The sequence below is a fragment of the Rhizobium sp. LCM 4573 genome, assembly GCF_001854865.1.
Lineage (GTDB): Bacteria > Pseudomonadota > Alphaproteobacteria > Rhizobiales > Rhizobiaceae > Neorhizobium.
On the sequence record NZ_MDDW01000029.1, the window covers coordinates 212,532 to 235,884 of the forward strand.

The 23,353-nt window shown below is 62.6% G+C and carries 28 protein-coding genes; 18 read left to right on the forward strand and 10 right to left on the reverse strand.

The window, feature by feature from the left end:
• Positions 1-2: 2 nt before the first annotated feature.
• From fabI to LCM4573_RS25545, 3 genes are all read right to left on the reverse strand, one after another.
• Positions 3-821 carry an enoyl-ACP reductase FabI gene (gene fabI, locus LCM4573_RS25535; protein WP_071009401.1) on the reverse strand — a complete coding sequence of 273 codons (819 nt, stop codon included), beginning with the start codon at positions 819-821 and terminating at the stop codon, positions 3-5.
• A gap of 176 nt (positions 822-997) precedes the next feature.
• Positions 998-2,149, reverse strand: coding sequence for a DnaJ C-terminal domain-containing protein (locus LCM4573_RS25540; protein ID WP_071009402.1), 1,152 nt, complete (start codon positions 2,147-2,149; stop codon positions 998-1,000).
• A 198-nt stretch (positions 2,150-2,347) separates the two neighbouring features.
• Positions 2,348-2,797 carry an RT0821/Lpp0805 family surface protein gene (locus LCM4573_RS25545; protein ID WP_244505417.1) on the reverse strand — a complete coding sequence of 150 codons (450 nt, stop codon included), beginning with the start codon at positions 2,795-2,797 and terminating at the stop codon, positions 2,348-2,350.
• 67 nt (positions 2,798-2,864) lie between these two features.
• On the opposite strand from LCM4573_RS25545, the gene pdxH reads away from it, so the two are divergent.
• A complete protein-coding gene (pdxH, locus tag LCM4573_RS25550; RefSeq protein WP_071009404.1) occupies positions 2,865-3,485 on the forward strand; it encodes a pyridoxamine 5'-phosphate oxidase in 621 nt (206 codons plus the stop codon).
• A 20-nt stretch (positions 3,486-3,505) separates the two neighbouring features.
• Here the strand turns inward: pdxH and LCM4573_RS25555 are convergent, their stop codons facing one another.
• Together LCM4573_RS25555 and LCM4573_RS25560 are read right to left on the reverse strand one after the other, a co-directional pair.
• Positions 3,506-4,549 (reverse strand): polysaccharide deacetylase family protein, encoded by a 1,044-nt coding sequence (locus LCM4573_RS25555; RefSeq protein WP_198539791.1) that lies wholly within the window; start codon positions 4,547-4,549, stop codon positions 3,506-3,508.
• Between the two features lie 99 nt (positions 4,550-4,648).
• Positions 4,649-5,437 carry a sulfite exporter TauE/SafE family protein gene (locus tag LCM4573_RS25560; protein WP_071009406.1) on the reverse strand — a complete coding sequence of 263 codons (789 nt, stop codon included), beginning with the start codon at positions 5,435-5,437 and terminating at the stop codon, positions 4,649-4,651.
• 171 nt (positions 5,438-5,608) lie between these two features.
• Here LCM4573_RS25560 and LCM4573_RS25565 point away from each other — a divergent pair, with 171 nt between their 5' ends.
• Positions 5,609-5,917, forward strand: coding sequence for a pyrophosphatase (locus LCM4573_RS25565; RefSeq protein WP_071009585.1), 309 nt, complete (start codon positions 5,609-5,611; stop codon positions 5,915-5,917).
• Positions 5,918-5,951: 34 nt separating this feature from the next.
• Here the strand turns inward: LCM4573_RS25565 and LCM4573_RS25570 are convergent, their stop codons facing one another.
• The 3 genes from LCM4573_RS25570 to LCM4573_RS25580 form a co-directional block, all read right to left on the reverse strand.
• Entirely contained in the window at positions 5,952-6,443 is a 492-nt protein-coding gene (locus LCM4573_RS25570) for a GNAT family N-acetyltransferase (protein ID WP_071009407.1), read from the reverse strand.
• On the reverse strand, positions 6,440-7,855 hold the full coding sequence (gene tldD / locus LCM4573_RS25575; protein ID WP_071009408.1) for a metalloprotease TldD: 1,416 nt from the start codon (positions 7,853-7,855) through the stop codon (positions 6,440-6,442). Before tldD ends, LCM4573_RS25570 begins: the two co-directional genes overlap by 4 nt.
• A gap of 94 nt (positions 7,856-7,949) precedes the next feature.
• Positions 7,950-8,564: an invasion associated locus B family protein gene (locus LCM4573_RS25580; protein WP_407071771.1), complete on the reverse strand. Its 615-nt coding sequence runs from the start codon at positions 8,562-8,564 to the stop codon at positions 7,950-7,952.
• A 281-nt stretch (positions 8,565-8,845) separates the two neighbouring features.
• Here LCM4573_RS25580 and coxB point away from each other — a divergent pair, with 281 nt between their 5' ends.
• From coxB to LCM4573_RS25645, 13 genes are all read left to right on the forward strand, one after another.
• Positions 8,846-9,733 (forward strand): cytochrome c oxidase subunit II, encoded by an 888-nt coding sequence (coxB, locus tag LCM4573_RS25590; protein WP_071009411.1) that lies wholly within the window; start codon positions 8,846-8,848, stop codon positions 9,731-9,733.
• A gap of 17 nt (positions 9,734-9,750) precedes the next feature.
• Positions 9,751-11,448 (forward strand): cytochrome c oxidase subunit I, encoded by a 1,698-nt coding sequence (gene ctaD, locus LCM4573_RS25595; RefSeq protein ID WP_071009412.1) that lies wholly within the window; start codon positions 9,751-9,753, stop codon positions 11,446-11,448.
• Positions 11,449-11,515: 67 nt separating this feature from the next.
• Positions 11,516-12,472, forward strand: coding sequence for a heme o synthase (locus LCM4573_RS25600; RefSeq protein ID WP_071009413.1), 957 nt, complete (start codon positions 11,516-11,518; stop codon positions 12,470-12,472).
• Positions 12,469-12,609, forward strand: a complete 141-nt coding sequence (locus tag LCM4573_RS28170; RefSeq protein ID WP_157895537.1) for a hypothetical protein — start codon at positions 12,469-12,471, stop codon at positions 12,607-12,609. Before LCM4573_RS25600 ends, LCM4573_RS28170 begins: the two co-directional genes overlap by 4 nt.
• Positions 12,610-12,626: 17 nt before the next feature.
• On the forward strand, positions 12,627-13,232 hold the full coding sequence (locus tag LCM4573_RS25605; protein WP_071009414.1) for a cytochrome c oxidase assembly protein: 606 nt from the start codon (positions 12,627-12,629) through the stop codon (positions 13,230-13,232).
• A 53-nt stretch (positions 13,233-13,285) separates the two neighbouring features.
• Entirely contained in the window at positions 13,286-14,161 is an 876-nt protein-coding gene (locus LCM4573_RS25610) for a cytochrome c oxidase subunit 3 (protein WP_071009415.1), read from the forward strand.
• Positions 14,162-14,232: 71 nt separating this feature from the next.
• On the forward strand, positions 14,233-15,021 hold the full coding sequence (locus LCM4573_RS25615; RefSeq protein WP_083347629.1) for an SURF1 family protein: 789 nt from the start codon (positions 14,233-14,235) through the stop codon (positions 15,019-15,021).
• A gap of 71 nt (positions 15,022-15,092) precedes the next feature.
• Positions 15,093-16,097, forward strand: coding sequence for a 4-hydroxy-3-methylbut-2-enyl diphosphate reductase (gene ispH / locus LCM4573_RS25620; RefSeq protein WP_071009416.1), 1,005 nt, complete (start codon positions 15,093-15,095; stop codon positions 16,095-16,097).
• A gap of 120 nt (positions 16,098-16,217) precedes the next feature.
• Positions 16,218-17,198 (forward strand): homoserine kinase, encoded by a 981-nt coding sequence (locus LCM4573_RS25625; RefSeq protein ID WP_071009417.1) that lies wholly within the window; start codon positions 16,218-16,220, stop codon positions 17,196-17,198.
• Complete coding sequence (gene rnhA, locus LCM4573_RS25630; protein ID WP_071009418.1) at positions 17,195-17,638, forward strand: ribonuclease HI; 444 nt, start codon at positions 17,195-17,197, stop codon at positions 17,636-17,638. Before LCM4573_RS25625 ends, rnhA begins: the two co-directional genes overlap by 4 nt.
• 15 nt (positions 17,639-17,653) lie before the next feature.
• Positions 17,654-18,388, forward strand: coding sequence for a bifunctional 2-polyprenyl-6-hydroxyphenol methylase/3-demethylubiquinol 3-O-methyltransferase UbiG (locus LCM4573_RS25635; protein WP_071009419.1), 735 nt, complete (start codon positions 17,654-17,656; stop codon positions 18,386-18,388).
• Between the two features lie 6 nt (positions 18,389-18,394).
• Positions 18,395-19,204 (forward strand): endonuclease/exonuclease/phosphatase family protein, encoded by an 810-nt coding sequence (locus LCM4573_RS25640; RefSeq protein WP_071009420.1) that lies wholly within the window; start codon positions 18,395-18,397, stop codon positions 19,202-19,204.
• A gap of 63 nt (positions 19,205-19,267) precedes the next feature.
• Positions 19,268-19,576 (forward strand): Dabb family protein, encoded by a 309-nt coding sequence (locus tag LCM4573_RS25645; RefSeq protein ID WP_071009421.1) that lies wholly within the window; start codon positions 19,268-19,270, stop codon positions 19,574-19,576.
• A 104-nt stretch (positions 19,577-19,680) separates the two neighbouring features.
• Here LCM4573_RS25645 and LCM4573_RS25650 read toward each other — a convergent pair whose 3' ends face one another.
• Positions 19,681-20,166, reverse strand: coding sequence for a peroxiredoxin (locus tag LCM4573_RS25650; protein ID WP_071009422.1), 486 nt, complete (start codon positions 20,164-20,166; stop codon positions 19,681-19,683).
• Between the two features lie 105 nt (positions 20,167-20,271).
• Positions 20,272-21,132 (reverse strand): protein-disulfide reductase DsbD domain-containing protein, encoded by an 861-nt coding sequence (locus LCM4573_RS25655; RefSeq protein ID WP_244505418.1) that lies wholly within the window; start codon positions 21,130-21,132, stop codon positions 20,272-20,274.
• A 163-nt stretch (positions 21,133-21,295) separates the two neighbouring features.
• On the opposite strand from LCM4573_RS25655, the gene LCM4573_RS25660 reads away from it, so the two are divergent.
• The 3 genes from LCM4573_RS25660 (at position 21,296) to LCM4573_RS25670 (ending at position 23,328) form a co-directional block, all read left to right on the forward strand.
• Positions 21,296-21,901, forward strand: a complete 606-nt coding sequence (locus LCM4573_RS25660) for a YqgE/AlgH family protein (protein ID WP_071009423.1) — start codon at positions 21,296-21,298, stop codon at positions 21,899-21,901.
• 83 nt (positions 21,902-21,984) lie between these two features.
• The gene (locus LCM4573_RS25665; RefSeq protein ID WP_071009424.1) at positions 21,985-22,176 is read left to right on the forward strand and encodes a CsbD family protein; all 192 of its coding nucleotides are present in this window, start codon (positions 21,985-21,987) and stop codon (positions 22,174-22,176) included.
• A gap of 87 nt (positions 22,177-22,263) precedes the next feature.
• Entirely contained in the window at positions 22,264-23,328 is a 1,065-nt protein-coding gene (locus tag LCM4573_RS25670) for a putative zinc-binding metallopeptidase (RefSeq protein WP_071009425.1), read from the forward strand.
• Positions 23,329-23,353 lie beyond the last annotated feature (25 nt).

Sequence of the window (23,353 nt, forward strand, 5' to 3'; positions counted from 1 at the left end):
GATCAATCCTTGATGACCGAGATGTCCGGCGCATCGACGGCTTTCATGCCGACGACGTGATAGCCGCTGTCTGCATGATGCGTTTCGCCGGTCACCGAGCGCGACAGATCCGAAAGCATGTACAGGCCGACATCGCCCACTTCCTCGATGCTGACGGTACGGCGCAGCGGCGCGTTGTACTCGTTCCACTTGAGAATGTAGCGGAAGTCGCCGATGCCGGATGCGGCAAGCGTCTTGATTGGTCCGGCGGAGATCGCGTTGACACGGATGTTCTTCGGGCCGAGGTCGACCGCCAGATACTTGACGCTCGCTTCGAGTGCGGCCTTCGCCACGCCCATGACGTTATAGTTCGGCATCACCTTTTCCGCGCCGTAATAGGTGAGCGTCAGCATCGAACCGCCATCGGTCATCAGCTTTTCCGCACGGCGGGCAACGGAGGTGAAGGAATAGACCGAAATCTGCATTGTCTTTGCGAAATTCGCCGGCGTCGTATCGACATAGCGGCCGGTCAGCTCGTCCTTGTCGGAAAAGCCGATGGCGTGCACGAGGAAGTCGATCTTGCCCCATTGCTTTTCGATGTTTTCGAAAACCGCATCGATCGATGCTTCGTCGGAAACGTCGCAATCGCCCGCCAGCATGGCGCCGATTTCGGCCGCCAGCGGCTCGACGCGCTTCTTCAGGGCATCGCCCTGATAGGTGAAGGCGATTTYGCCGCCCTGTTCGTGGATGGCCTTCGCTATCCCCCACGCGATGGAACGGTTGTTCGCAACCCCCATGATGATGCCGCGTTTGCCTGCCATGAGGCCGGATGCCTGAACCATGCTAAGTCCCCTGAAACTCGTGAAGAGCTATGCTCAATTCGAAAGCTGCCTATGGCATAGGCAGCTAATCGGTTCAAGCGTGCGCAGATCATCTCGTGTAAGCTGTGGTAACAAAGGGTGCGCAACGGGGATGCTGGCGCCGGGGCCCTGAAAACAACGGGGGGGTGGCGCGGAGCTCAGATATAGAGACCTTCGCGCATGTGGCGCATGAGGTCTGTCACCTTGTCGTTAGGTTGATCCCAGAGCAGCACCCTGAGTTCCACGACGAGATCTCCGCGGCCGTTCGAATCATTCGGCAGGCCGAGCCCTTCGAGCCTGACCGAGCGATCGGAGCCCGACCACGCCGGCACGGCTATCGTCTGCGTGCCTTCCGGGGTTGCAAGCTCCGCCTCCGCCCCGAGGACCGCGTCCTCCAGCGAGATYGGCAGGATCGTGTGGATATCGAAGCCTTCGACGCGGAAATCCTTGTCCGGCGCGATCTTCAGCGTGACGACCAGATCGCCGCGCTGCATGTTGGGAAGCTTCAGCCCCTGGCTCTTCAGGCGCAGCATATGCCCGGCTGTCATGCCGGCTTCGAGGGGAAAGCGCACCTCGCGCTCGTCGGTAAGCTGCACGACCGCCCAGTTCTGCTTCAGCAGATCGTCGATCGTCACGGTCGCCTCGGCGGTGAGGTCGGGCGCCTTTTCCAGCGCGGGTGCCGTGCCGCGAATGCGCCGGACCAGCGATGCGATGAGATCGACGGCCTGTAGGACCGCCGGGGTCTTCTGCTCGGCATCCGTCCGCATGCCGGTTTCCGGAGCTGGAAAATTGGCGCTCTCGAACGGCTCGTCCGCAGCCTGGCCGCTTGTTGCCTGTCCCTGCGGTTGCGGCTTGCCCTGGTCTTCCGTCTTGCCGGTATAGGCGGAGCCGAAGATGCGCTCGATCATCTCCTCGGCCGATTCGGTGCCGCTGCCGGCGGCCTGGCCCTGCGTCTGACCGTGCATCTGACTTTGGGTTTGGGCGCGGCGAGCGTCGGCCCTGGCCAGTTCCTCCATCACCTTTTCGGCATTGGCGCGGGCGGCCTTGGCGCGCTCGGCCGCCCGGAGTGTGGCTTCGCGCTGCTGCATGATCGTCTGCTGCATCTCGGCGACCCGGTCGTAGCGCTGCCGCCGCTCCGGGTCCTTCAGCACCTCGTAGGCCTGGCCAAGCTCCGCGAAACGCGTCGTGGCGGAAGGATCGTCCCGGTTTCGGTCGGGATGGGCCGATTTCGCCTTTGCTCTCCAGGCGGCCTTGATCTCGTCGGCATCGGCGTTCTGTTTCACGCCGAGTACGGAATAGGGATCGCGCATCTTCTTCACCGGTCGCTCCGGGCGGCGGGCTCGCGCAGGAAACCCGAACCCCCGATACTCATTACTCACGCAGTCCTCGCCCCGCCTCGTATTCGGGACGCGGTGCCTGCTTTCCCGGAGGCTATCAAGGCACTCGTGAATCAGGTGTTACGCCGGCTTTGCCGCCGACGGCCAATCGCGGACAGGGTAAAGAAAGCGTTACAGCCTGTCGAAGGCCGTCAGCAACCAGTCGCCGGTGCCCGTGAGGCATGCCTGTCCATTGAACCGGGCAATGCCTTCGTAGGAATGGCGCGTGGTGGTGAAGTAGCGGCAGACGTGCCCGTCATTGCGGGCCTCCCGGATGGAGGAAACCACGCCGGCGCTGCCGGTTGCGGTATTGGCCCAGGGAACCGGATTGGAGCCGAGTCTGGCGAGATCGGCCGAGGTCACCGCATTGCGGACGGTCGCCTCGTCGGAAAGTTTGACGCCGGAACTTGCCGGCACGGGAACGGTTCCGGTCGCGATCGAACGATCCACCCGCTTGACGCCGCCGAAAAGGTCCATGCTGCTGGTGCAGCCGGCAAGGGAGAAGCCTACCGCGGCTATCGCAAGCGCCCTGAGGCAGAACGGGAGCGACCCCTTTGTGCGGCTCTTCGACTTTGCTATCACGTCTTCTGGTGTCCCTGTCCGGCAACGAGTCACGGGCAATGATCAGATTAGGAGCATTTAAGTCAATATGTCCGAGAGCGGGTTAACATCCGGTGACTTCACCGAGGAGACTGAGCCTTTCGCCCTGTTCGGCGCCTGGCTGAAGGAGGCGGAGGCTTCCGAAACCAACGATCCCAACGCGGTAGCGTTGGCGACGGTGGATGAAAATGGCCTGCCCAATGTGYGCATGGTGCTGCTCAAGGGCTATGACGAGAACGGCTTCGTCTTCTACACGAATTTCGAAAGCCAGAAGGGCCGCGAAATCCTCGGGCAGAAGAAGGCGGCGATGTGCTTTCATTGGAAATCGCTACGAAGGCAGGTGCGTCTCCGGGGAGAGGTCGAGGTCGTGACCGACGAAGAGGCCGATGCCTATTATCGCTCCCGGCCGCGCGGAAGCCGCATCGGCGCTTGGGCCTCGAAACAGTCCCGTCCGCTGGAGGGCCGCTTCGCATTGGAGAAGGCGGTGGCGGAATATACCGCCCGTTACGCCATCGGCGATATTCCGCGTCCGCCCCATTGGTCCGGATTCCGCATCAAGCCGGTTTCCATCGAGTTCTGGCACGATCGTTCGTTCCGGCTCCACGACCGCATCGAGTTCCGGCGGGCCCATCCGGACGGCCCCTGGGAAAAGGTACGGATGTATCCCTGATTTCCTGTGGATAACGGGTGTCAGCGGCCGCCGATCGCAAACGGTATCCCCGAAGCGAGCGCCGAGACATAGCGGGGCTGCTGATAGTAGCCGTTGAGGGATATCCTCGGCAGGCCGGTCGGGCTATCGGCATTCTTGCCGTCCAGCGTGYCTGGCTGTGTCGTCACCGCGATAGAAAATCCGAGTTCTCGGGCGATCGCCTCGTCTCGGGTGGATACTGCTTCCCGTGTGCCGTAGGGAAAGGCAAGTGTCTGGGGCCGTTTGCCGGTCAGTTTTTCCAGCCAGTCGGCCGATTGCCGCATCTCCCGCGCCGCCTCCTCGGCGGAAAGCCGGCTGATCGCGCGGTGACTGATCGTGTGCGCRCCGAGCGATGCGAGGGTATGGGCCGCGAGCCTGCGCAACTCTTCGCCGTCCATGACGAGTTCCGCCGTAATGCCGAGCGGATCGACCCCATGGCTTCGGGCAAGCCCGTCGAGTTCCGCGACGGCTGCCGCCTCGTTCTTTCCGGCGATGTAATGAGAGAAGCGGTCGAAGGCATCGAACTTGCGCGCCTCGGTCGAAAGGTCGAGCTTCTCCGGCCCACCACCGAAATCGAAGCTTGCCTCGTCGAGTCGGCCGAGGAGTTCTGCAAGCGTTTCCCACCAGAGCGAGTGGGTGCGTTCGGCAAAGCCRCGCGTCACGAATACGGTAAAGGGCACCTGATGCCGCGCAAAGACCGGAAGCGCATGCTCGGCATTGTTGCGATAGCCGTCATCGAGGGTGAAGGCGGCGAAGCGACGTTGTCCCGGCGAGCGCAGCCGTGACGGTATCTCGGAGAGGGGGACGAATTCGTAGTCCTCCCTGGCCAGCCGGACGATTGCCGCCTCGAGGAACTCGGGCGTCACCTCCAGATGCATGCTCGGTTCGAGAGGACGCGGCTTGTGGGGACGAACGTGGTGGAGCGTGAAAATCGCGCCTCTGCCGCGCGCCTGGTTGAGCACGCCGGCCCGGGCGAGAAGGGCGGCGACGTCGAGCCCGCCGGCAATCAGCCGGCGCTTAACGTCACGGCGCCAAATGGCATRCACCCTGTCGATCATGTGCCCCGTTGCGGTCACGCGCCCGTATTCTTCAAGACAGCGGAACCTACGCCTGAGTGTCTTAAACCTTGACTAAGGTCCCCGAAATCAGCGCCAGCCGTCGAAGAGGGGAAGACCGATCAGGGCGGCCGAGGCGATGAGAAAGAAGCAGGCCCTGCGGAAGGTCGCCTCGTCCGCCAGGCCGAAGAGCTGCGAGCCGGTATAAAGCCCGAGCCCGTAGGCGGGCCCGGTCAGCAAGGCAAGCATCAGCACTTCCCGCGTCAGCAGGCCACCGAAAAGATAGGCGGAGATCGAAATGCAGGTCGCGAGCGCGAAATAGAGGACGAGATTTGCCCGCACGGTCGCGGYCGGAATGGCGCCGCCGAGCCAATAGGCGACGACCGGTGGTCCGGACATCTGCGCCGCGCCCCCGAAGAGTCCCGCAATGCCGCCAACACCGATCGTCAGCGCCGTTTTAGGACGCCCATGATACCGCCAGCCCGAGATCAGGAAGGCGAGCAGGCTGAGAACGACGCCCGAGATGATCCAGCGCAGCGTGACCGGCGGAGCAAGCGCGAGCAGTGTCGTGCCGAGCGGTACGCCCACCGTCGCGCCGATCAGCATGGTTGCCACTTCGCGCCGGTTTGCCTGACGCCAGCCGGCCGGCACCATGCCGAGCGTCATCACGCTGTCGATGATGAGCAGCAGGGCGGCGGCGATCTGCGGGCTCGTGGCCGCGCCCGCGAGAGGCACGAAAATCAGCGCGCCGCCGAAGCCCGAAAAACCGCGCGCCAGCCCTGCGACGACGGCGGAAACCAGGAGAAAGGCGATCTGACCGGGCGCATGGCCGGGGAGGATCGTTCCCAGAAATGCAGAAAGGACGTTTTCGGAAGGCATGGGTGAAGGAACTCTGGGCTGGCATGTTACACGCTGTAGCTGCGGAAAGTCGGGCGTCCATGTCAAGCTTGCAGATGAGAAAAGCATTTGGCCTGACGCTGAACTGCCTCGTGACGCTCGACAGCTTTCGAGAATCGGTGTGTTGTCTTCATGAACAAAAGAGGAACTCTGATGCTGGAAAGATTGAGCGTGCAGTTCGAGGCAGCCTCCGCGGATTATGCCGAGGCCAACGGCATCATGCGCGATCCGGATTGGTTTTTGCTGAAGGTACAGGAAGAAGTAGGGGAGTTGACCCAGGCGTGGAACCGGGCGACGGGAAGGGGAAGAAGGAAAGGCAGAAGTGACGAGGAGCTTCATCGCGATCTCGCTGACGAGACCGCCGATCTCTTGGGTCACATCCTGCTTTTCGCGCACGACAACCGCCTGGATCTTGCTGCTGCGATCGAGCGGAAATGGCTGTTCAAGCCGGATGGAGGATGAAGCGGGCTGGTATTAATCGTCCCCTCAGGCGCAATCACGCCACCCGGCGGCGATAAAATTTGYTGTCGACAGCCATCACCGGGAAAGCAGCGGGAAGGGCGCTGTGTCCGATCTCGGCAAACCCGTTCTTTTCATAGAAGCGATGGGCGGAGAGGAACTTATCGGTCGTGCCGAGGAATATCTCGGTTATACCCTCATGGCGTGCATGGCCGAGAAGCGCTTCCAGCAGCCGTGCAGCGACGCCATGCTCGCGGCCACGGACGGCTTCGGCGACGAACATCTTGCGTAGCGCTGCTTGATTATTCCCGATGTCCTTGAGCCCTACGGTCCCGACAATCTGCCCGTCGAGCATGGCAACCCAGAACTCTCCGGTCCCGGACTGGTAGAATTCAGGAATGGCAGCGAGGTCCGGCTGGTCGTCTGCCGTGATGGCAATGCCGAATTCCTCCCGCTGGATCGGCAGGATGACTTTGAGAACACCTTCCCGATCGCCTTCCGCGAAGGTCCGGATTTCGACCGCGCTCACGCTTTCGTTCCGCCCACCGTCACTTGATCCATCCTCAGGTGCGGCTGGCCGACGCCGACGGGCACCCACTGGCCGCCCTTGCCGCAATTGCCGACGCCGGTATCGAGCTTCATGTCGTTGCCGACCATGGACACGCGTTTCATGGCCTCCGGCCCGTTGCCGATCAGCATGGCGCCCTTGATCGCCGGACCTATTCTGCCGTTTTCGATCATATAGGCCTCGGTGCAGCCGAACACGAACTTGCCGGACGTGATGTCCACCTGTCCGCCGCCGAAGGAGACGGCATAGATGCCCTTCTTCACCGAAGAGATGATCTCTTCCGGCGTCTTGTCGCCGCCGAGCATGTAGGTATTGGTCATGCGCGGCATCGGTACATGTGCGTAACCCTGCCGGCGGCCGTTGCCGGTCGGCTTCATGCCCATCAGCCGCGCGTTTTGTCGGTCCTGCATGTAGCCGGTGAGCCTGCCGTTCTCGATCAGCACGTTGTAGCCGGAGGGCGTTCCCTCGTCGTCGATGGTGATAGAGCCGCGGCGGTTGTCGATCGTGCCGTCGTCGACGACGGTGACGCCGGGAGCAGCCACCATCTCGCCGAGCAGGCCGGCGAATGCCGATGTCTTCTTGCGATTGAAATCGCCTTCCAGCCCGTGGCCCACCGCCTCGTGCAGCATGACGCCCGGCCAGCCGGAGCCGAGCACGACATCCATCGTGCCGGCCGGCGCATCGATGGCTTCGAGGTTGACGAGCGCCTGGCGCAGCGCCTCATTGGCGCCGGTCTGCCAATTGCCGCCGATCACGAAATCGCCGAAGCCGATACGTCCGCCGGTGCCGAATGTGCCGGATTCCTGCCGGTCGCCCTGGCCGACCACGACGGAGATGTTGATGCGGGTCATCGGCCGCACGTCGTGCACGCGGTGCCCGTCGGCGCGCAGGATATCGACCACCTGCCAGCTCGCCGAGACGGTTGCCGTCACCTGGCGAACCCTGTCGTCCTTGCCGCGCAGATAGGCGTCGATATCGGTCAGCAGCTTTACCTTTTCCTCGAAGCTCGGGCTGCCGATCGGGTTTTCGTCGCCGTAATATTTCTTGTTGCTGCGCTGGGGGGCGGCCGCATAGGAGCCGGAATAGCCGGCCGTCACGGCGCGCACCGCATCCGAGGCGCGGGAAAGGGCGGCTGCGGAAAGCTCGCCCGCATGCGCATAACCCACCGCTTCGCCGGCAACGGCGCGCAGGCCAAAACCCTGGTCGGTGTTGAAGGAGCCGCCCTTCAGCCGGCCGTTATCGAAGGTCAGCGATTCCGCCTGGGCATGTTCCACGAAGAGCTCACCATCGTCGGCGCCGGAGAGCGTCTCGGAAAGCAGGTTTCGCAGCCTGGCCTCGTCACAGTCGAACAGGTTGAGAAGGTCGGTATTCATGAAAATGCTCCTGTGCCGCGAAGGCGCCGGCTTGTCCTTGAAACCTGCGATGTAGGTCCGGCTCCGGCAGGAAGCAAGCCTTCGGCAACCGGCGTCAGGGAAGCGCGTCGTAACCCTGGGCGAAGCCCGCGAGTTCCACTGGAATGCCGACGCGGTCCTGATCGACCGACTCACGCAATGCGAAGACGGCGTTCTTGCCGGCGCGCAGGATCCGCATCAGCTCGTCGTCGATCTCCACTTCCACATAGCAGCCCTCGGAGAAGCAGCGGGTGAAATAGGCGCGGCCGATATTGTTGTTGTCGACATAGAGCTCCATGCCGTCCTTCAGGAGTACGCCGAGCGGCGCGAGGATGCGCAGGATCTTGGACTTTCGGTCGGCGGTCTTCAGTACGACGACCGAAAGGCCGACTTCCGGGCGGTCCTCGGCGATCACGTTCTGCATCAGCGCGCATTGCTCGACGGAGGCGCCGGCCGGCTTGTCGCAGATGACGGACCAGGCGCCGTGGTTCGCGCGCACGTTCCCTGGCTGCTGCGCGGAAGGCTGCGGCGCCGGGCGCTGGGCGGGGTTCTGCGTCGCGCCGGGCGAGGGCTGCGGCGTCGGCGCTTGCTGGGCGAGCGCCGAAAACGGCGATGCTGCCGTAATCGCGGCGGCAAGACAGGCGCTGAGAAGCAGGGAACGACGCATGGAAACCTCTGGCTGGCGAATCAGTGCGGCTATTTTGTCGCTCCGCAGCAGAAATGAAAGTCCCGCTCTCATTCCAGTCGAGTGCGGCGAAAATGGGACCCGCAGACGGTTTCGTCCTGCCGCGGATAGGAGTAGAAGGCGCCCGCGTGCTGCTTCAGCCGCAGGGTGGAGGGAGCGCAAAAATGCCGCACGGGCATGTCGGGGCAGATATTGCGGCGGCCGGAAAACTGTGATTGAAGCAGGATTATATACCTTGGATTCTGCGTTGGATTGATCCAGATCAAGCGCATGGGGAGAAAATAGCGATGAACAGAGCTTATGCAGTGATGACGGGGCTCATCTGTCTGCTCTTTGCGTCCGCCGCGGCGGCGGACAAGCCTGTGGACTGGCAGATGGGTCTGCAGCAGGCGGCGACGCCGATCATGCGGGAAATCCGCTGGTTCGAGCAATATACGCTCTGGTTCATCGTTCCCGTCACCTTGCTGGTCCTGGCGCTGCTTATCTATGTAGTGCTGAAGTTCCGCGCGAGCGCCAACCCGGTTCCCTCGCGCACGAGCCACAACACGATGATCGAGATCGTCTGGACCATCGGTCCGGTCCTGATTCTCTTCTTCCTGGCCATTCCTTCCTTCAATCTTCTCAACGCCCAGCTTCAGATCCCGCAGAACCCCGATCTGACGATCAAGGCGACCGCCACCCAGTGGCTCTGGAGCTATGAGTACGAAGGTGGCGAAAATCCGGTTTCTTTCGATTCCTACCTGCTGAAGGACGAAGATCGCGCCGCCGCCGGCAAGGAAGACAAGGCTGCCTATCCGCGCCTCCTCGCCGTCGACAATGAAATGGTCGTGCCGGTCAACAAGACGGTCCGCCTGCTCGTGACCGCGGCGCCGACCGATGTCATCCACGCATTCGCGATGCCGGCCTTCGGGCTCAAGATCGACGCCGTTCCCGGCCGTCTGAACGAGACCTGGTTCCATGCGGAGAAGGAGGGCCTCTATTACGGCCAGTGTTCCGAACTCTGCGGCAAGGACCATGCCTTCATGCCGATCGCGATCCGCGTCGTTTCGGATGAGCAGTATGCGACCTGGCTCGCGACGGCTGCATCCGACGTGCCTGCCGCGAACCGCGCTCTGATGGCTTCGGTCGACGGCGGCAAGCCGGCCGTTCTCGTCGCCGAAACCGAATCCAAGTAATAAGAGGAGTGAGGACAATGGCTGGACATTCCGCTCACGACGATCACGCTCATGCCCGCACCTCTCACGATGACGCGCATGCCCATGACCACCACGATCACAAGCCGGGTTTCTTCACCCGCTGGTTCCTGTCCACGAACCACAAGGACATCGGCACGCTCTACCTGATGTTCGCCATCATGGCCGGCATCATCGGCGGCCTCATGTCGGTCGCCATGCGCATGGAGTTGCAGGAGCCCGGCATCCAGATCTTCCACGGTCTGGCCTCGATGGTCTACGGTTTCCAGGGTGACGCCGCGATCGACGGCGGCAAGCACATGTTCAACGTCTTCACCACCGCGCACGCGCTGGTGATGATCTTCTTCATGGTCATGCCGGCCCTCATCGGCGGTTTCGCCAACTGGATGATCCCGATCATGATCGGCGCGCCGGACATGGCTTTCCCGCGCCTCAACAACATTTCGTTCTGGCTTCTGCCGCCCGCGTTCCTGCTGCTGCTGCTCTCGATGTTCGTCGAGGGCCCGGCGGGCGCATACGGCGTCGGCGGYGGCTGGACGCTCTATCCGCCGTTCTCCTCGACCGGCATGCCGGGCCCCGCGGTGGATCTGGYGATCTTCGCGCTGCACGTTTCGGGTGCTTCCTCGATCCTCGGTGCCATCAATTTCATCACCACGATCCTGAACATGCGCGCTCCGGGCATGACGCTGCACAAGATGCCGCTCTTCGCCTGGTCCGTGCTGGTCACCGCCTTCCTGCTCCTGCTTTCGCTGCCGGTGCTTGCAGGCGCCATCACCATGCTTCTGACCGACCGCAATTTCGGCACGACCTTCTTCGCGCCGGAAGGCGGCGGYGACCCGATCCTCTACCAGCACCTGTTCTGGTTCTTCGGTCACCCGGAAGTCTATATCCTGATCCTGCCGGGCTTCGGCATCATCAGCCACATCGTTTCGACCTTCTCGAAGAAGCCGGTGTTCGGTTACCTCGGCATGGCTTACGCCATGGTCGCGATCGGCGCCGTCGGCTTCATCGTCTGGGCCCACCACATGTACACGGTCGGCCTGTCGCTCGACGCGCAGCGCTACTTCGTCTTCGCCACCATGGTTATCGCCGTTCCGACCGGCATCAAGATCTTCTCGTGGATCGCGACGATGTGGGGCGGTTCGCTCTCCTTCCGCACCCCGATGATCTGGGCGATCGGCTTCATCTTCCTGTTCACGGTCGGCGGCGTCACGGGCGTTCAGCTCGCCAATGCCGGCCTCGACCGCTCGCTGCATGACACCTACTACGTCGTGGCTCACTTCCACTACGTACTGTCGCTCGGCGCGGTCTTCGCCATCTTCGCGGCCTGGTACTACTGGTTCCCGAAGATGAGCGGCTACATGTATTCCGAAACTCTCGGCAACCTGCATTTCTGGGTGATGTTCATCGGCGTGAACCTCGTGTTCTTCCCGCAGCACTTCCTCGGCCTTGCCGGCATGCCGCGCCGCTACATCGACTACCCGGATGCGTTCGCCGGCTGGAACTACGTGTCCTCCATCGGCTCSTACGTTTCCTTCGTCGGCGTCCTGATCTTCCTCTTCATGGTGTGGGAAGCCTTCGCCAAGAAGCGCGTTGCGGGCGACAATCCGTGGGGCGAGGGTGCGAGCACGCTGGAATGGCAGCTTTCTTCGCCGCCGCCGTTCCACYAGTGGGAACAGCTGCCGCGCATCAAGTAAGCGGCGGTCGTCGAATAAGGGCGTCGCGGCATCCGCGATGCCCTGAAACATGAAGTAGGACGGATCAATGACGGTCATCGACAATCACGAGGTACTCGGCACCGAAGCGGGCTCGCGCCTGTCGGAAGCCGGTGCGCGTGATTTCTTCGAACTTCTGAAGCCGCGGGTGATGTCGCTCGTGGTCTTCACGGCGTTTGCCGGCCTGATCCTGGCGCCCGGCCACATCAATCCGGTGCTCGGCTTCATCTCCGTTCTCTGCATCGCGGTGGGGGCAGGGGCCTCCGGCGCGCTGAACATGTGGTATGATGCCGATATCGACGCGGTTATGAGCCGCACCGCCAAGCGCCCCATTCCGGCCGGCCGTATCCTGCCGCAGGAAGCGCTCGCCTTCGGGCTCACGCTCTCGGTTTTCTCGGTCGTCATCCTCGGCCTTGCGGTGAACTGGTTCGCAGCCGGCCTGCTTGCCTTCACCATCTTCTTCTATGCCGTCGTCTACACGATGTGGCTGAAGCGCTCGACGCCGCAGAACATCGTCATCGGCGGCGCCTCCGGCGCCTTCCCGCCGATGATCGGCTGGGCCTGCGTGRCGGGCGGCGTCTCCTTCGACAGCGTGCTGCTGTTTCTCATCATCTTCCTGTGGACGCCCGCGCATTTCTGGGCGCTCGCGCTCTTCAAGATGCGCGACTACGGCTCCGTCGGTATTCCGATGATGCCGAACGTCGCCGGCGAGGCATCCACGAAGAACCAGATCCTCGTTTATGCGGTGCTGACCGCGCTGACTGCCATCGCGCCGGCCGTCACGGGGCTTGCCGGATGGGCATACGGTGCGTTTGCCGCCGTGCTCGGCGCCATCTTCATCTACTGTTCCAGCGCCGTCCGGCGCATGCCCGACGGCGATGAGAAGATGATCGCGGCGAAGAAGATGTTCGCCTATTCGGTCTTCTATCTGTTCGCGATCTTCTCCGCTCTTCTGGTCGATCGTCTGGCCGGAGGGCTTCTGAACCTCGCGGGAGGTGCGCTATGATCGATACCGTAAAGCCGAGCGATGCTCAGAAGAAGTCGCGGCGCAACCGCAATGTCGCGCTCGGCGTCGTGCTCGCCGCGCTCGTCGTGCTTTTCTATGTCATTACGCTGGTGAAGATCGGCGGGCTCGGAAACTGACGGGACGGGAGGTGAACATGGCGGAAATGGCTCAAGGCAGCGGCAGAAAGCAGGTCGGCAACGGCACGATCCTGATCGCCTGCGTCGTCTTCGTGGCCGCCATGGTGGGCGCGGCCTATGCGGCCGTGCCGCTCTACCGGCTGTTCTGCCAGGTCACCGGCTATAACGGCACGACCCAGCGCGTCGAGCAGTTTTCCGATACGATCCTCGACCAGACGATGCRCGTAACCTTCGATGCGAACACGTCGAGCGGCCTGAACTGGGATTTCAAGGCGGCGCAGGCGATCGAGCCGAAGATCGGYGAGACCGTGCAGGTCAATTTCACCGCCACCAACCGCTCTTCCTCTCCGACCACCGGCACGGCAGTCTTCAACGTGACGCCCATGGAAGCCGGCGCCTATTTCAACAAGGTGCAGTGCTTCTGCTTCACGGAAACGACGCTGCAGCCGGGGGAGACCCTGGAAATGCCGGTGCTGTTCTTCGTCGATCCGGAGATCACCAAGGCGGAAGAGACGAAGAACATCAAGACGATAACGCTTTCCTATACCTTCTACCCCAGCGAACCGTCCAAGCCTGTGGCTGCGCTGCCGGAAAAGGGTAAGGGAGGAGACGGGAAACTTTAGAGTAGAGGGTTCGCCGGTTTCCGGCGAAGCAGGCATTCATCGGGGATTCTGACATGGCCGAAGCGCATCAGAAAAATCACGACTACCACATCATCGATCCGAGCCCGTGGCCGCTTCTGGCCTCGATCGGCGCCTTCATCATCACCTTCGGCGGTGTCGGCTACATGCGCTACCTGCACGGTGGCCAGTTCAACCTGTTCGGCGTGAACCTTGCCACCCCGTGGCTGTTCTACATGGGCCTTGCCATCATCCTCTACACGATGATCGGCTGGTGGTCCGACACCATCAAGGAAGGCCGCGAAGGGCACCATACCCGCGTGGTTTCGCTTCACCTGCGCTACGGCATGATCATGTTCATCGCCTCCGAGGTGATGTTCTTCGTCGCCTGGTTCTGGGCCTTCTTCGATGCGAGCCTCTTCACCAACGAGGCGATCCAGGCATCCCGCGTGCAGGCGACCGGTGGCCAATGGCCGCCGCAGGGCATCGAAGTTCTCGATCCCTGGCACCTGCCGCTCTACAACACCGTCATCCTGCTGCTTTCCGGCACCTGCGTGACCTGGGCTCACCACGCCCTGCTGCATAACGACCGCAAGGGCCTGGTCACCGGTCTTGCGCTCACGGTCGCCCTCGGCATCCTGTTCTCCTTCGTGCAGGCCTACGAATATGCCCACGCGCCCTTCGAATTCTCCAACTCGATCTATGGCGCGACCTTCTTCATGGCGACGGGCTTCCACGGCTTCCACGTGCTGATCGGTACGATCTTCCTGGCCGTCTGCCTGCTGCGCGCCATTCGCGGCGGCTTCACGCCGACCCATCACTTCGGCTTCGAAGCTGCCGCCTGGTACTGGCACTTCGTCGACGTGGTCTGGCTCTTCCTGTTCTTCTCCATCTATATCTGGGGTGGCTGGGGCGCTCCGATCGCCCACTGAACGGGAATCCAAAACTATCGGGAGGGCGGCTTTGGGCCGCCCTTTCTGCTTTCGGGAATTGGGATGACGACATGGCCGTGAAGGATAGGACGAACGCAAGGGATGGCGGCGCGGCCGTGACCGCCAGCCGGTGGAAATCCATCGTGACGATCGGCGCGGTCATCCTCGCGCTGGCGATCCTTCTGTCACTCGGCACATGGCAGGTGCAGCGCCTTCACTGGAAGGAGAGGCTGCTTGCCGATATCGCCGAGCGCCGCACCGCCCCGCCCGTCACGGTGGCCGAGATCGAGGAGATCGAAAAGGCCGGCGGCGATATCGAATATCGCACCGTCTCGGTGACCGGCAGTTTCGACCATGCGCGTGAGCGGCACTTCTTCGCCACGCATGAGGGCCGCACCGGCTTCTATGTCTATACCCCGATGACGCTTGCCGATGGCCGGGTGCTGTTCGTCAACCGCGGCTTCGTTCCCTACGAGATGAAGGAGCCTTCGACGCGCGCGGAAGGCGAGATCCCCGGYGAGGTGACGGTTACGGGTTATGCGCGGGCGCGGCTTTCGCAAAAGCCCTCCTCGCTGGTGCCGGATAACGATATCACCAAGAACATCTTCTACTGGAAGGATCTCGATCTCATGACGTCGAGTGCCGGCCTCGACGCTTCACGAGTCCTGCCCTTCTTCGTTGATGCGGATGCCTCGGCGAAAAGCCCCGGCGGCTGGCCTGAGGGGGGCGTTACCCAGTTCGAACTCCCCAACAACCACCTGCAATATGCGGTGACGTGGTATGGGCTGGCGGCAGCCCTTCTCGCGGTCGTCTTCGGCGTCTGGTGGAAGCGCAGGCGTTCCGGCGACGCAGAGCTTTGAGCAATATTTTCCTTGGCGGGGCCGGATTGGCTCGCCTATATGGAGCGCATATAACTAACGACGGAACGGGAATGAACATTCAGGTCACCAAACCGGCGCTCACGATCAGGCTTTGCGGGCCGCGCGGCTTCTGCGCCGGTGTCGATCGCGCCATCCAGATCGTCGTGCTGGCGCTGAAGGCCTATGGCGCCCCGGTTTATGTCCGCCACGAGATCGTCCACAACCGCTATGTGGTCGAGGGATTGGAGGCGAAGGGCGCGATCTTCGTCGAGGAGCTCGATGAGATCCCCGCCGAGCATCGCGAGCAGCCGGTCGTGTTTTCCGCCCACGGCGTGCCGAAATCCGTTCCCGAGGATGCCCAGGCGCGCAACCTTTTCTATCTCGATGCCACGTGCCCGCTGGTCTCCAAGGTTCACAAGCAGGCCATGCGCCATCAGCGACTCGGTCGCCATGTCGTTCTGATCGGTCATGCCGGTCATCCGGAAGTGATCGGCACGATGGGGCAGCTGCCGGAAGGCGCGGTCTCGCTGATCGAAACCGTCGAGGATGCCGAGGCCTATCAACCCGCCGATCCGGACACTCTCGGCTTCGTCACGCAGACGACCCTTTCCGTGGATGATACGGCCGGCGTCATCGCCAAGCTGCAGGAGCGTTTCCCGAACATCCAGGCTCCGGCCGCCGACTCGATCTGCTACGCGACCACCAACCGGCAGGAAGCGGTGAAGGAGGCGGCTCCCGGCTGCGATCTCTTCATCGTTGTCGGCGCGCCGAATTCTTCCAATTCCAAGCGGCTGGTCGAGGTCGCGCTGCGCGCCGGTGCCAAGCGCTCGCTTCTCGTCCAGCGCGCCTCGGAACTGGATTGGGACGAGATCGGCGAGATCGGCACGCTCGGCATTTCGGCGGGAGCTTCCGCGCCGGAAGTGATCGTCGACGAGATCATCGATGCCTTCCGCGAACGCTTCAACGCGCAGGTGGAACTGGCGATCACGGCGGAAGAGAACGAGAACTTCCTGGTCAACCGGGAACTGCGCGGCGTTCCGCTGACCCGGGAAGACATGGCCTGGGTCAATGGGTGAGGAGCGGTCCGGCGAAGCCGGTGAAATCGATCCAGTGAATCGATTTCAGCGACGAACGCCCGGAGCCATAGCGCAGGGCGGGGCAGCGCTTCCGAATTCAAAGAAATTTAAGAGATCATCGTGGCCGTTTACACCGATATTACCGAAGACGAGCTGAAGCGCTTCCTCACCGAATACGATGTCGGCGAGCTCACTTCCTATAAGGACATTGCCGAGGGCGTCGAGAACTCGAACTTCCTGCTCCACACCACCCGCGATCCGCTGATCCTGACGCTCTACGAGAAGCGCGTGGAGAAGGCCGACCTGCCCTTCTTCCTCGGTCTGATGCAGCATCTCGCCTCGAAGGGCCTTTCCTGCCCGCTGCCCCTGCCGCGCCGGGATGGCGCTCTTCTGGGCGAGCTTTCCGGCCGGCCGGCTGCGCTCATCTCTTTCCTGGAGGGCATGTGGCTGAGGAAGCCGGAGGCAAAGCATTGCCGTGAGGTGGGTAAGGCGCTTGCGGGCATGCATCTCGCCGGCGCGGATTTTACGATCGAGCGGCCGAACGCGCTCTCACTGGAAGGCTGGCAACAGCTCTGGGCGAAATCCGCTGGGCGCGCCGATGAGGTCGAAACCGGTCTGCAGGGGGAGATCGCGGCCGAGCTGGATTTCCTGGCCGTGAACTGGCCGAGCGATCTGCCGGCAGGCGTCATCCATGCCGATCTTTTCCAGGATAACGTCTTCTTCCTGGGCGACCGGCTTTCCGGTCTGATCGACTTCTACTTCGCCTGCAACGACGTGCTGGCCTATGATGTTTCGATCTGCCTGAACGCCTGGTGCTTCGAGAAGGACGGCTCCTACAACATCACCAAGGGCTCGGCCCTGCTGGAAGGCTATTGCAGCGTCCGCCCATTGTCCGAAGCCGAGATCGCCGCTCTGCCTGTGCTGTCGCGCGGCTCGGCCTTGCGTTTCTTCCTGACCCGCCTCTACGACTGGCTGACGACGCCGGCCGGGGCGCTGGTGGTCAAAAAGGACCCGCTGGAATATCTGCGCAAGCTGCGCTTCCACCGTCAGATCGCGTCCAGCGCGGAATACGGGCTGGCCCCGGAGATGGCCGGATCATGAAGCATGTGGAAATTTTCACCGACGGCGCCTGCTCCGGCAATCCCGGCCCCGGCGGTTGGGGTGCCATCCTGCGTTATGGCGAGGCGGAGAAGGAGATGTTCGGCGGCGAGGCCGAGACGACCAACAACCGCATGGAGCTGATGGCTGCGATCCAGGCGCTGAACGCGCTGAAAGCGCCCTGCGAGGTAGACCTCTATACGGACAGCGCCTATGTGAAGGACGGCATCTCCAAGTGGATTTTCGGCTGGAAGAGGAACGGCTGGAAGACCGCTGACAAGAAGCCCGTGAAGAATGCCGAACTCTGGCAGCAGCTCGAGGAAGCGCGCAACAAGCACAAGGTTACGCTGCACTGGGTAAAGGGGCATGCCGGCCATCCGGAGAACGAGCGGGCCGATGAACTCGCCCGCCTGGGCATGGCGCCGTTCAAGAAGAAGGGCTGATGGAGGAATAAGAGCATGGCGCAGAATATCTACGACAAGCAGGAATTCTTCGAAGGCTATAGCCAGCTTCCCCGTTCGGTGCATGGCCTTGCCGGCGCGCCGGAGTGGCCGTCCATCCAGGCGCAACTGCCGGCGCTGAAGGGCCTGCGCGTCCTCGATCTCGGCTGCGGCTTCGGCTGGTTCTGCCGATTCGCAGCGGGCGAGGGGGCGACCTCCGTGCTTGGCCTCGACCTTTCGCAGAACATGATCGCCAGGGCGCGAGCGGAAACCAGCGATCCTGCGGTTCGGTACGAGATTGCCGATCTCGAGCATGTCGAGCTTCCGCAAGCCTCCTTCGATCTCGTCTACAGTTCGCTCGCCTTCCACTATCTGGAGGATTTCGGGCGAATGGTTCGGCAGGTTTACGATTCGCTGGTTCCCGGCGGAAGCTTCGTCTTCACCATCGAACACCCGATCTACATGGCGCCCACACAGCCGGGTTTCCGGACGGACGAAGCGGGCCGCAGGACATGGCCGATCGACGGCTATTCGGTCGAGGGCAAGCGCACCACCGACTGGCTCGCCAAGGGTGTCGTCAAATATCACCGCACGCTCGGCACGACGCTCAACACGCTCATTGATGCCGGCTTCGTGTTCGATCGCCTGGTGGAATGGCATCCCTCTCCGGAATTGCTTGCCGAAATCCCTGCCCTCGCGGAGGAGATGGACCGGCCGATGATGATGATCATCTCCACGCACCGGCCGGAGTAAGCGCGGATGCCGTTTCGCATCCTCTCCCTGAATGCCTGGGGCGGCCGGGTCCACGAGCCGCTGATGCGCTATCTTCCGCAGATCGATGCGGACGTGCTCTGCCTGCAGGAAGTGACGCGCACGCCCTCACGGGGCCACGAATGGCTCGCCTATCGCGACGGGTCGCTCGTGCTGCCGCAGCGCGCCAACCTGTTCKACGAGGTGCGGACGGCACTTCCCGATCACGAAGCCTTCTTCGCGCCGGTCGCCCGCGGCGATCTTTTCGATGGCGAGGAGGTCGTCGCCTCCGAATTCGGTCTCGCCACCTTCGTCAGGAAATCGCATCCGGTCATAGGCCAGGCGCTCGGCTTCATACATGGTATGTTCGGAGCAAATGGCTGGGGAGATCACCCCCGCTCGCGCAATGCCCACGGCATCCGCGTCTTCAGCTACGGGATAGAAAAGTCCGTTACCATTGTGCAGCTTCATGGCCTCCGCGATCCCGCCGGCAAGGGCGACACCCCGGCGCGTCTGGCCCAGGCGCATGCGCTGGTGAAACTTGTGCGGCAGGTCTGGCAGCCGGGTGAGGGCCTGGTCGTCTGCGGCGATTTCAACGTGCTGCCGCATAGCGAGACATTTGCGATCCTCGGCGAACTCGGTCTCACCGAACTCGTCACCACGCGCGGCTTCACCAATACGCGCACCTCCTGGTATCCGAAGGAAGGCCGATATGCGGATTATCTGCTGACCACGCCGGATGTCGAGATTGCCCGCTTTGAGGTGGTCGCCGAGCCTGAGGTTTCGGATCACCGCGCACTGCTTCTGGAAATCGCCTGATCTCCAGTTGCGCTCGCGCCGTCAGCTACTATTCTGCCGCAAAAAGATCGGGAGGCAGGGACTATGATCCTTCATTGCGTGTTTCTTCGCTTCAAGGCATCCATGCAGGCGGCCGACAAGCAGGCGCTTTACGATGCCGTTGCCGCCCTGAAACAGGTCGTTCCCGGCATGGTCGACGTGAAATATGGGCCGAATATTTCGCCGGAAGGGTTGAACGGCGGTTTCGTGGATGGATTTGTGGTGACTTTCGAAAGCCCGGAGGCTCGCGACGCCTATCTCGAGCATCCGGAGCATATGGCGGTCGGAGAGCGCATCGTCAGCGCGACCGACGGAGGGCTCGCCGGCCTGCTGGTTTTCGATCTCGCGGTGTGATCCTTCTCCCCTGTGGGGAGAAGGTGGTCCGAAGGACCGGATGAGGGGGGCGCGCTATTGCGGCGGCAACTTTCCTCGCGGACCCTTGGGTATCGAGGCGACGCTCAGATCTGCTCGAGCATCGTCGCGGCGCTGGAAACGGTTGCCTGGCCGGGGCTTTCCTCGATGTTGAGCGACTTCACCACGCCGTCTTCCACCAGCATGGAATAGCGCTTGGAGCGAACGCCGAGCCCGCCGCCGGAAAGGTCCGTATCGAGGCCGACCGCCTTGGTGAAGGCGCCGTCGAAATCCGCGAGGAAGTGGATCTTGCCGAACCCGCCGGTATGCTCCGCCCAGGCACCCATCACATGCCAGTCGTTGATGGCGATCACGGCGATGTCGTCGATCCCGCGGGCAAGGATGGTGTCGCGGTTTTCGAGATAGCCGGGCAGGTGGTTCAACGTGCAGGTGGGCGTGAATGCGCCCGGCACGGCGAACAGCACCACGCGCTTGCCCTTGAAGAGCTGTTCCGTGGTGACCTCGATCGGGCCTTCAGCGGTCTTTTCCTTGAACTTGGCTTGTGGCAGCTTGTCGCCGACGGCAATGGTCATGGTGCTCTCCTTCGTTCGGGTGGCTTTGGGATGGCCCGCGCCTTCGCGGCGCACTATAGACCCAGCCTGATCGATAGCAAGGAAAGATGGCCCTCGAACGAGCCGTCAATCGAAAGCGAGCGAAGTCTCCATGGCGCGGTTTCCGGCGATCACCAGAATGCCCCAGCGCTGACCCTTCAGGTCGTAATTTTCCGGCAGTTTTCCGATGGGCATGTCGAGGGAGTAGCTGTTGCCTTTCCGCTCGCCGTTGAGCGCGTCGAAGAGAACGTGCCCCTCCGGCCCGGTCGCGAAGACCTGTGGTGCTTTCTCCACCTCGGCCGGCAGCTCCAGGGTGAGTTTGAGGAGATCTCGGCCTTGGGTCACGGCGTAGTCGGTGACCGAAAAATCCTCGGAAGGGGCCTCCGGCAACGTCAGGGCTGCCTTGGCGAGGATCATCGCCTCCTCCACCGGCGTGCCCTTGGCCGAGCCGAGCGCCAGCGTGAATTCCGCCTGGAAGGGAATGCAGATGTTGCGGCACAGACCGATGAAGGCGGAGGCGCCGAGACTGACGGGCGTTTCCGGATCGCTCACGGTGAGTTGGAAGGGAAAGGTCACCGCCTGATCGTAGCCGATATCGCGCAGTTTGCCGCTGTCGATGCGTTTCGGCACGGGGTAGGAGATGCTGTCGAGCGTCACGCCGCCGGCCTTCGAGAAGACCATCTTGGGCGGGATTCCCGCGTCGCCGGGCTCGCGCCAATAGGTGATCCAGCCGGCCTTCGGCTCGATCTGCAGCGCTCCGCGTACTTTGCCGTCCGGCTCCGGCGGCAGCGCTATGATGCGCATCCGCCCGCCTTCGTTCTGCGCCCAGGGCGTCATTTCGGCATTCGCCGTGGAAGCATGACCGAGCAACCCGCCGGCGGCCAGGGCGCCGGCAAGCGTCAGCGAGCGCCATCGGGAAGATAGGCGATTGGTTGAAATTCTTCTCATGCCGGCAATGCATTTAGCCGATCCGACCGTTTCAGGCCAGTCACGAGCCCGAGAAGGCGATCATTTTCGGTTGATTGCTAAGGCACTCTGCCCCATCTTCATTTTATTGTTGTTCTGAAGCCTTCCGCCCGTAAGCCGGGTGGAAGAGCGGACTGGAGGCACGATGGCCTTGTCGAGCTTGAAGGATATGGACGAGCGCGGCTTCCTGGATGGCCAGTTCCTGATTGCCATGCCCGGCATGCAGGACGGCAATTTCGCTCGCGCCGTCGTCTATATCTGTGCTCACTCGCTCGCCGGCGCCATGGGTTTCATCATCAACAGGCCCCAAAACATCTCGTTCACGGATGTCCTGCTGCATCTCAAGCTCTGCGATCAGACCGAAGCGATCATGCTGCCGGATCAAACCCGCGATTTTCCGATCCTTTCCGGCGGTCCGGTGGAAACCGGCCGCGGCTTCGTCTTGCATTCGGATGATTTCCTCTCCGAATCCTCCATTCCCGTCAGCGAGGAGATTTCGCTGACCGCGACCCTCGATATCGTGCGCGCCATCGGCGAGGGCAGGGGACCTGCCCGCGCCACCATGCTTCTCGGCTATGCCGGCTGGGGGCCGGGCCAGCTCGAGACGGAAATTGTCGGCAATGGCTGGCTCACCTGCCCGGCCTCGGACGATCTGATCTTCGATCGCGTGGCGGAGGGCAAGTACGAGCGCGCCCTGGCGCTCCTCGGCGTCACGCCGGAAATGCTCTCCAGCGAAGCCGGCCACGCCTGAGCGCGACCCAGCCGGAACGGAACGGCCCGCTCCGCGTTTCCTGCGCTCCGGACGATGGGCGTCCGCAAACAGGGAGATGTGACATGGGCAGCACCAAGGACAAACTGGCCGGCAAGGCCAATGAAGTGACCGGAAAAACGAAGCAGGCGGCAGGTGCCGCCACGGGTAAGGACAGTCTCCGCGCCAAGGGTGCGGCACAGGAGGCTAAGGGCAATGCCCAGCAGGCCAAGGGCAAGATCAAGGATGCCGCCAAGAGCGGTCTCGACCGTCTCTGACAGCCTCTCATCTTTTTGACGCAAAGACCTGCTCCGAGAGCCGCCCGGGGCAGGTCTTCTTGTGTTCAACGTTCAATGGAATTGTGCATGCGTCTTTACGATTGCGACCACTGCGGTCAACCCGTCCACTTCGATAATCGCTTCTGCGTGAGCTGCGGCCATCGTCTTGCCTTCGTGCCGGAGCGGCTGGCCATGCATGCCCTGCGGGAAGATGAGGATGGGACCTGGCATCTGGTCGCCGCGCCGGCCTACAAGGTCCGGTTTTGCGCCAACGCAGCCATGGATATCTGTAATTGGACGGTGGCGGAGGAAGACCCGCATGCCTACTGCTCGTCCTGCCGGCACAATCGGCTGGTTCCCGACACCTCCACGGAGGCCGGGCTCACCCAGTGGCGCCGCATCGGCCAGGCCCAGCGACATCTTTTCTATTCGCTCCTGCGCTGGAACCTGCCTAGGGCCGATCGGGAGGAAGATCCGCAAGGCGGCCTCGTCTTCGATTTCCTAGTGGATGAAATCGGCGCGGACGGCGCCGTCATTCCCGCCAGGACCGGCCATGAAAACGGCGTGATCGCCATCAGGGCGGCGGAGGCGGACGACCTTACGCGCGAGGAGGTGCGGGTCTCGATGAAAGAGCCTTATCGAACCCTGCTCGGCCATTTCCGTCACGAGATCGGCCATTACATCTGGAACAGGCTGGTGCTCGATGCCGACCGGCTGGAACCCTTCCGGCTTGCCTTCGGCGACGAGCGCGAGGATTATGGCGCGGCGCTCAGGCGCCATTATGAAAACGGCCCGCCGGCGAACTGGCAGGAAAACTGCATCAGCGCCTATGCCAGCGCCCATCCGTGGGAAGATTTCGCCGAATGCTTTGCCCATTACGTGCATATCGTCGATACGCTGGAAACCGCGCGCTCCTATGGCATGGCGATCGAGCCGCGCGGGCATGAGGATCTGGCGGCCGTCGTCGTCTTCAATCCTTATGCCGCCCGCGACGCCGAGCAGCTCGTCGCGGCCTGGATTCCCTTCAGCCTGGCCCTGAACGGCATCCATCGCTCCATGGGCGTACCGGATTTCTATCCCTTCATCCTCACGCCGACCGTAGTGGCCAAGCTCGAATTCATCCACGCCCTCATCCGGGCAGGGAGCAGATAAAAGGGCGGCTCCATTGGGAGCCGCC

Excerpts from the sequence above, each read along its gene's own strand:
- LCM4573_RS25565 (WP_071009585.1), top strand. The coding sequence starts at position 5,609 with ATGCTGGAAAGATTGAGCGTGCAGTTCGAGGCAGCCTCCGCGGATTAT.
- tldD (WP_071009408.1), bottom strand. The coding sequence starts at position 7,855 with ATGAATACCGACCTTCTCAACCTGTTCGACTGTGACGAGGCCAGGCTG.
- coxB (WP_071009411.1), top strand. The coding sequence starts at position 8,846 with ATGAACAGAGCTTATGCAGTGATGACGGGGCTCATCTGTCTGCTCTTT.
- LCM4573_RS28170 (WP_157895537.1), top strand. The coding sequence starts at position 12,469 with ATGATCGATACCGTAAAGCCGAGCGATGCTCAGAAGAAGTCGCGGCGC.
- LCM4573_RS25610 (WP_071009415.1), top strand. The coding sequence starts at position 13,286 with ATGGCCGAAGCGCATCAGAAAAATCACGACTACCACATCATCGATCCG.
- ispH (WP_071009416.1), top strand. The coding sequence starts at position 15,093 with ATGAACATTCAGGTCACCAAACCGGCGCTCACGATCAGGCTTTGCGGG.
- rnhA (WP_071009418.1), top strand. The coding sequence starts at position 17,195 with ATGAAGCATGTGGAAATTTTCACCGACGGCGCCTGCTCCGGCAATCCC.
- LCM4573_RS25635 (WP_071009419.1), top strand. The coding sequence starts at position 17,654 with ATGGCGCAGAATATCTACGACAAGCAGGAATTCTTCGAAGGCTATAGC.
- LCM4573_RS25645 (WP_071009421.1), top strand. The coding sequence starts at position 19,268 with ATGATCCTTCATTGCGTGTTTCTTCGCTTCAAGGCATCCATGCAGGCG.
- LCM4573_RS25650 (WP_071009422.1), bottom strand. The coding sequence starts at position 20,166 with ATGACCATTGCCGTCGGCGACAAGCTGCCACAAGCCAAGTTCAAGGAA.
- LCM4573_RS25655 (WP_244505418.1), bottom strand. The coding sequence starts at position 21,132 with ATGAGAAGAATTTCAACCAATCGCCTATCTTCCCGATGGCGCTCGCTG.
- LCM4573_RS25660 (WP_071009423.1), top strand. The coding sequence starts at position 21,296 with ATGGCCTTGTCGAGCTTGAAGGATATGGACGAGCGCGGCTTCCTGGAT.
- LCM4573_RS25665 (WP_071009424.1), top strand. The coding sequence starts at position 21,985 with ATGGGCAGCACCAAGGACAAACTGGCCGGCAAGGCCAATGAAGTGACC.
- LCM4573_RS25670 (WP_071009425.1), top strand. The coding sequence starts at position 22,264 with ATGCGTCTTTACGATTGCGACCACTGCGGTCAACCCGTCCACTTCGAT.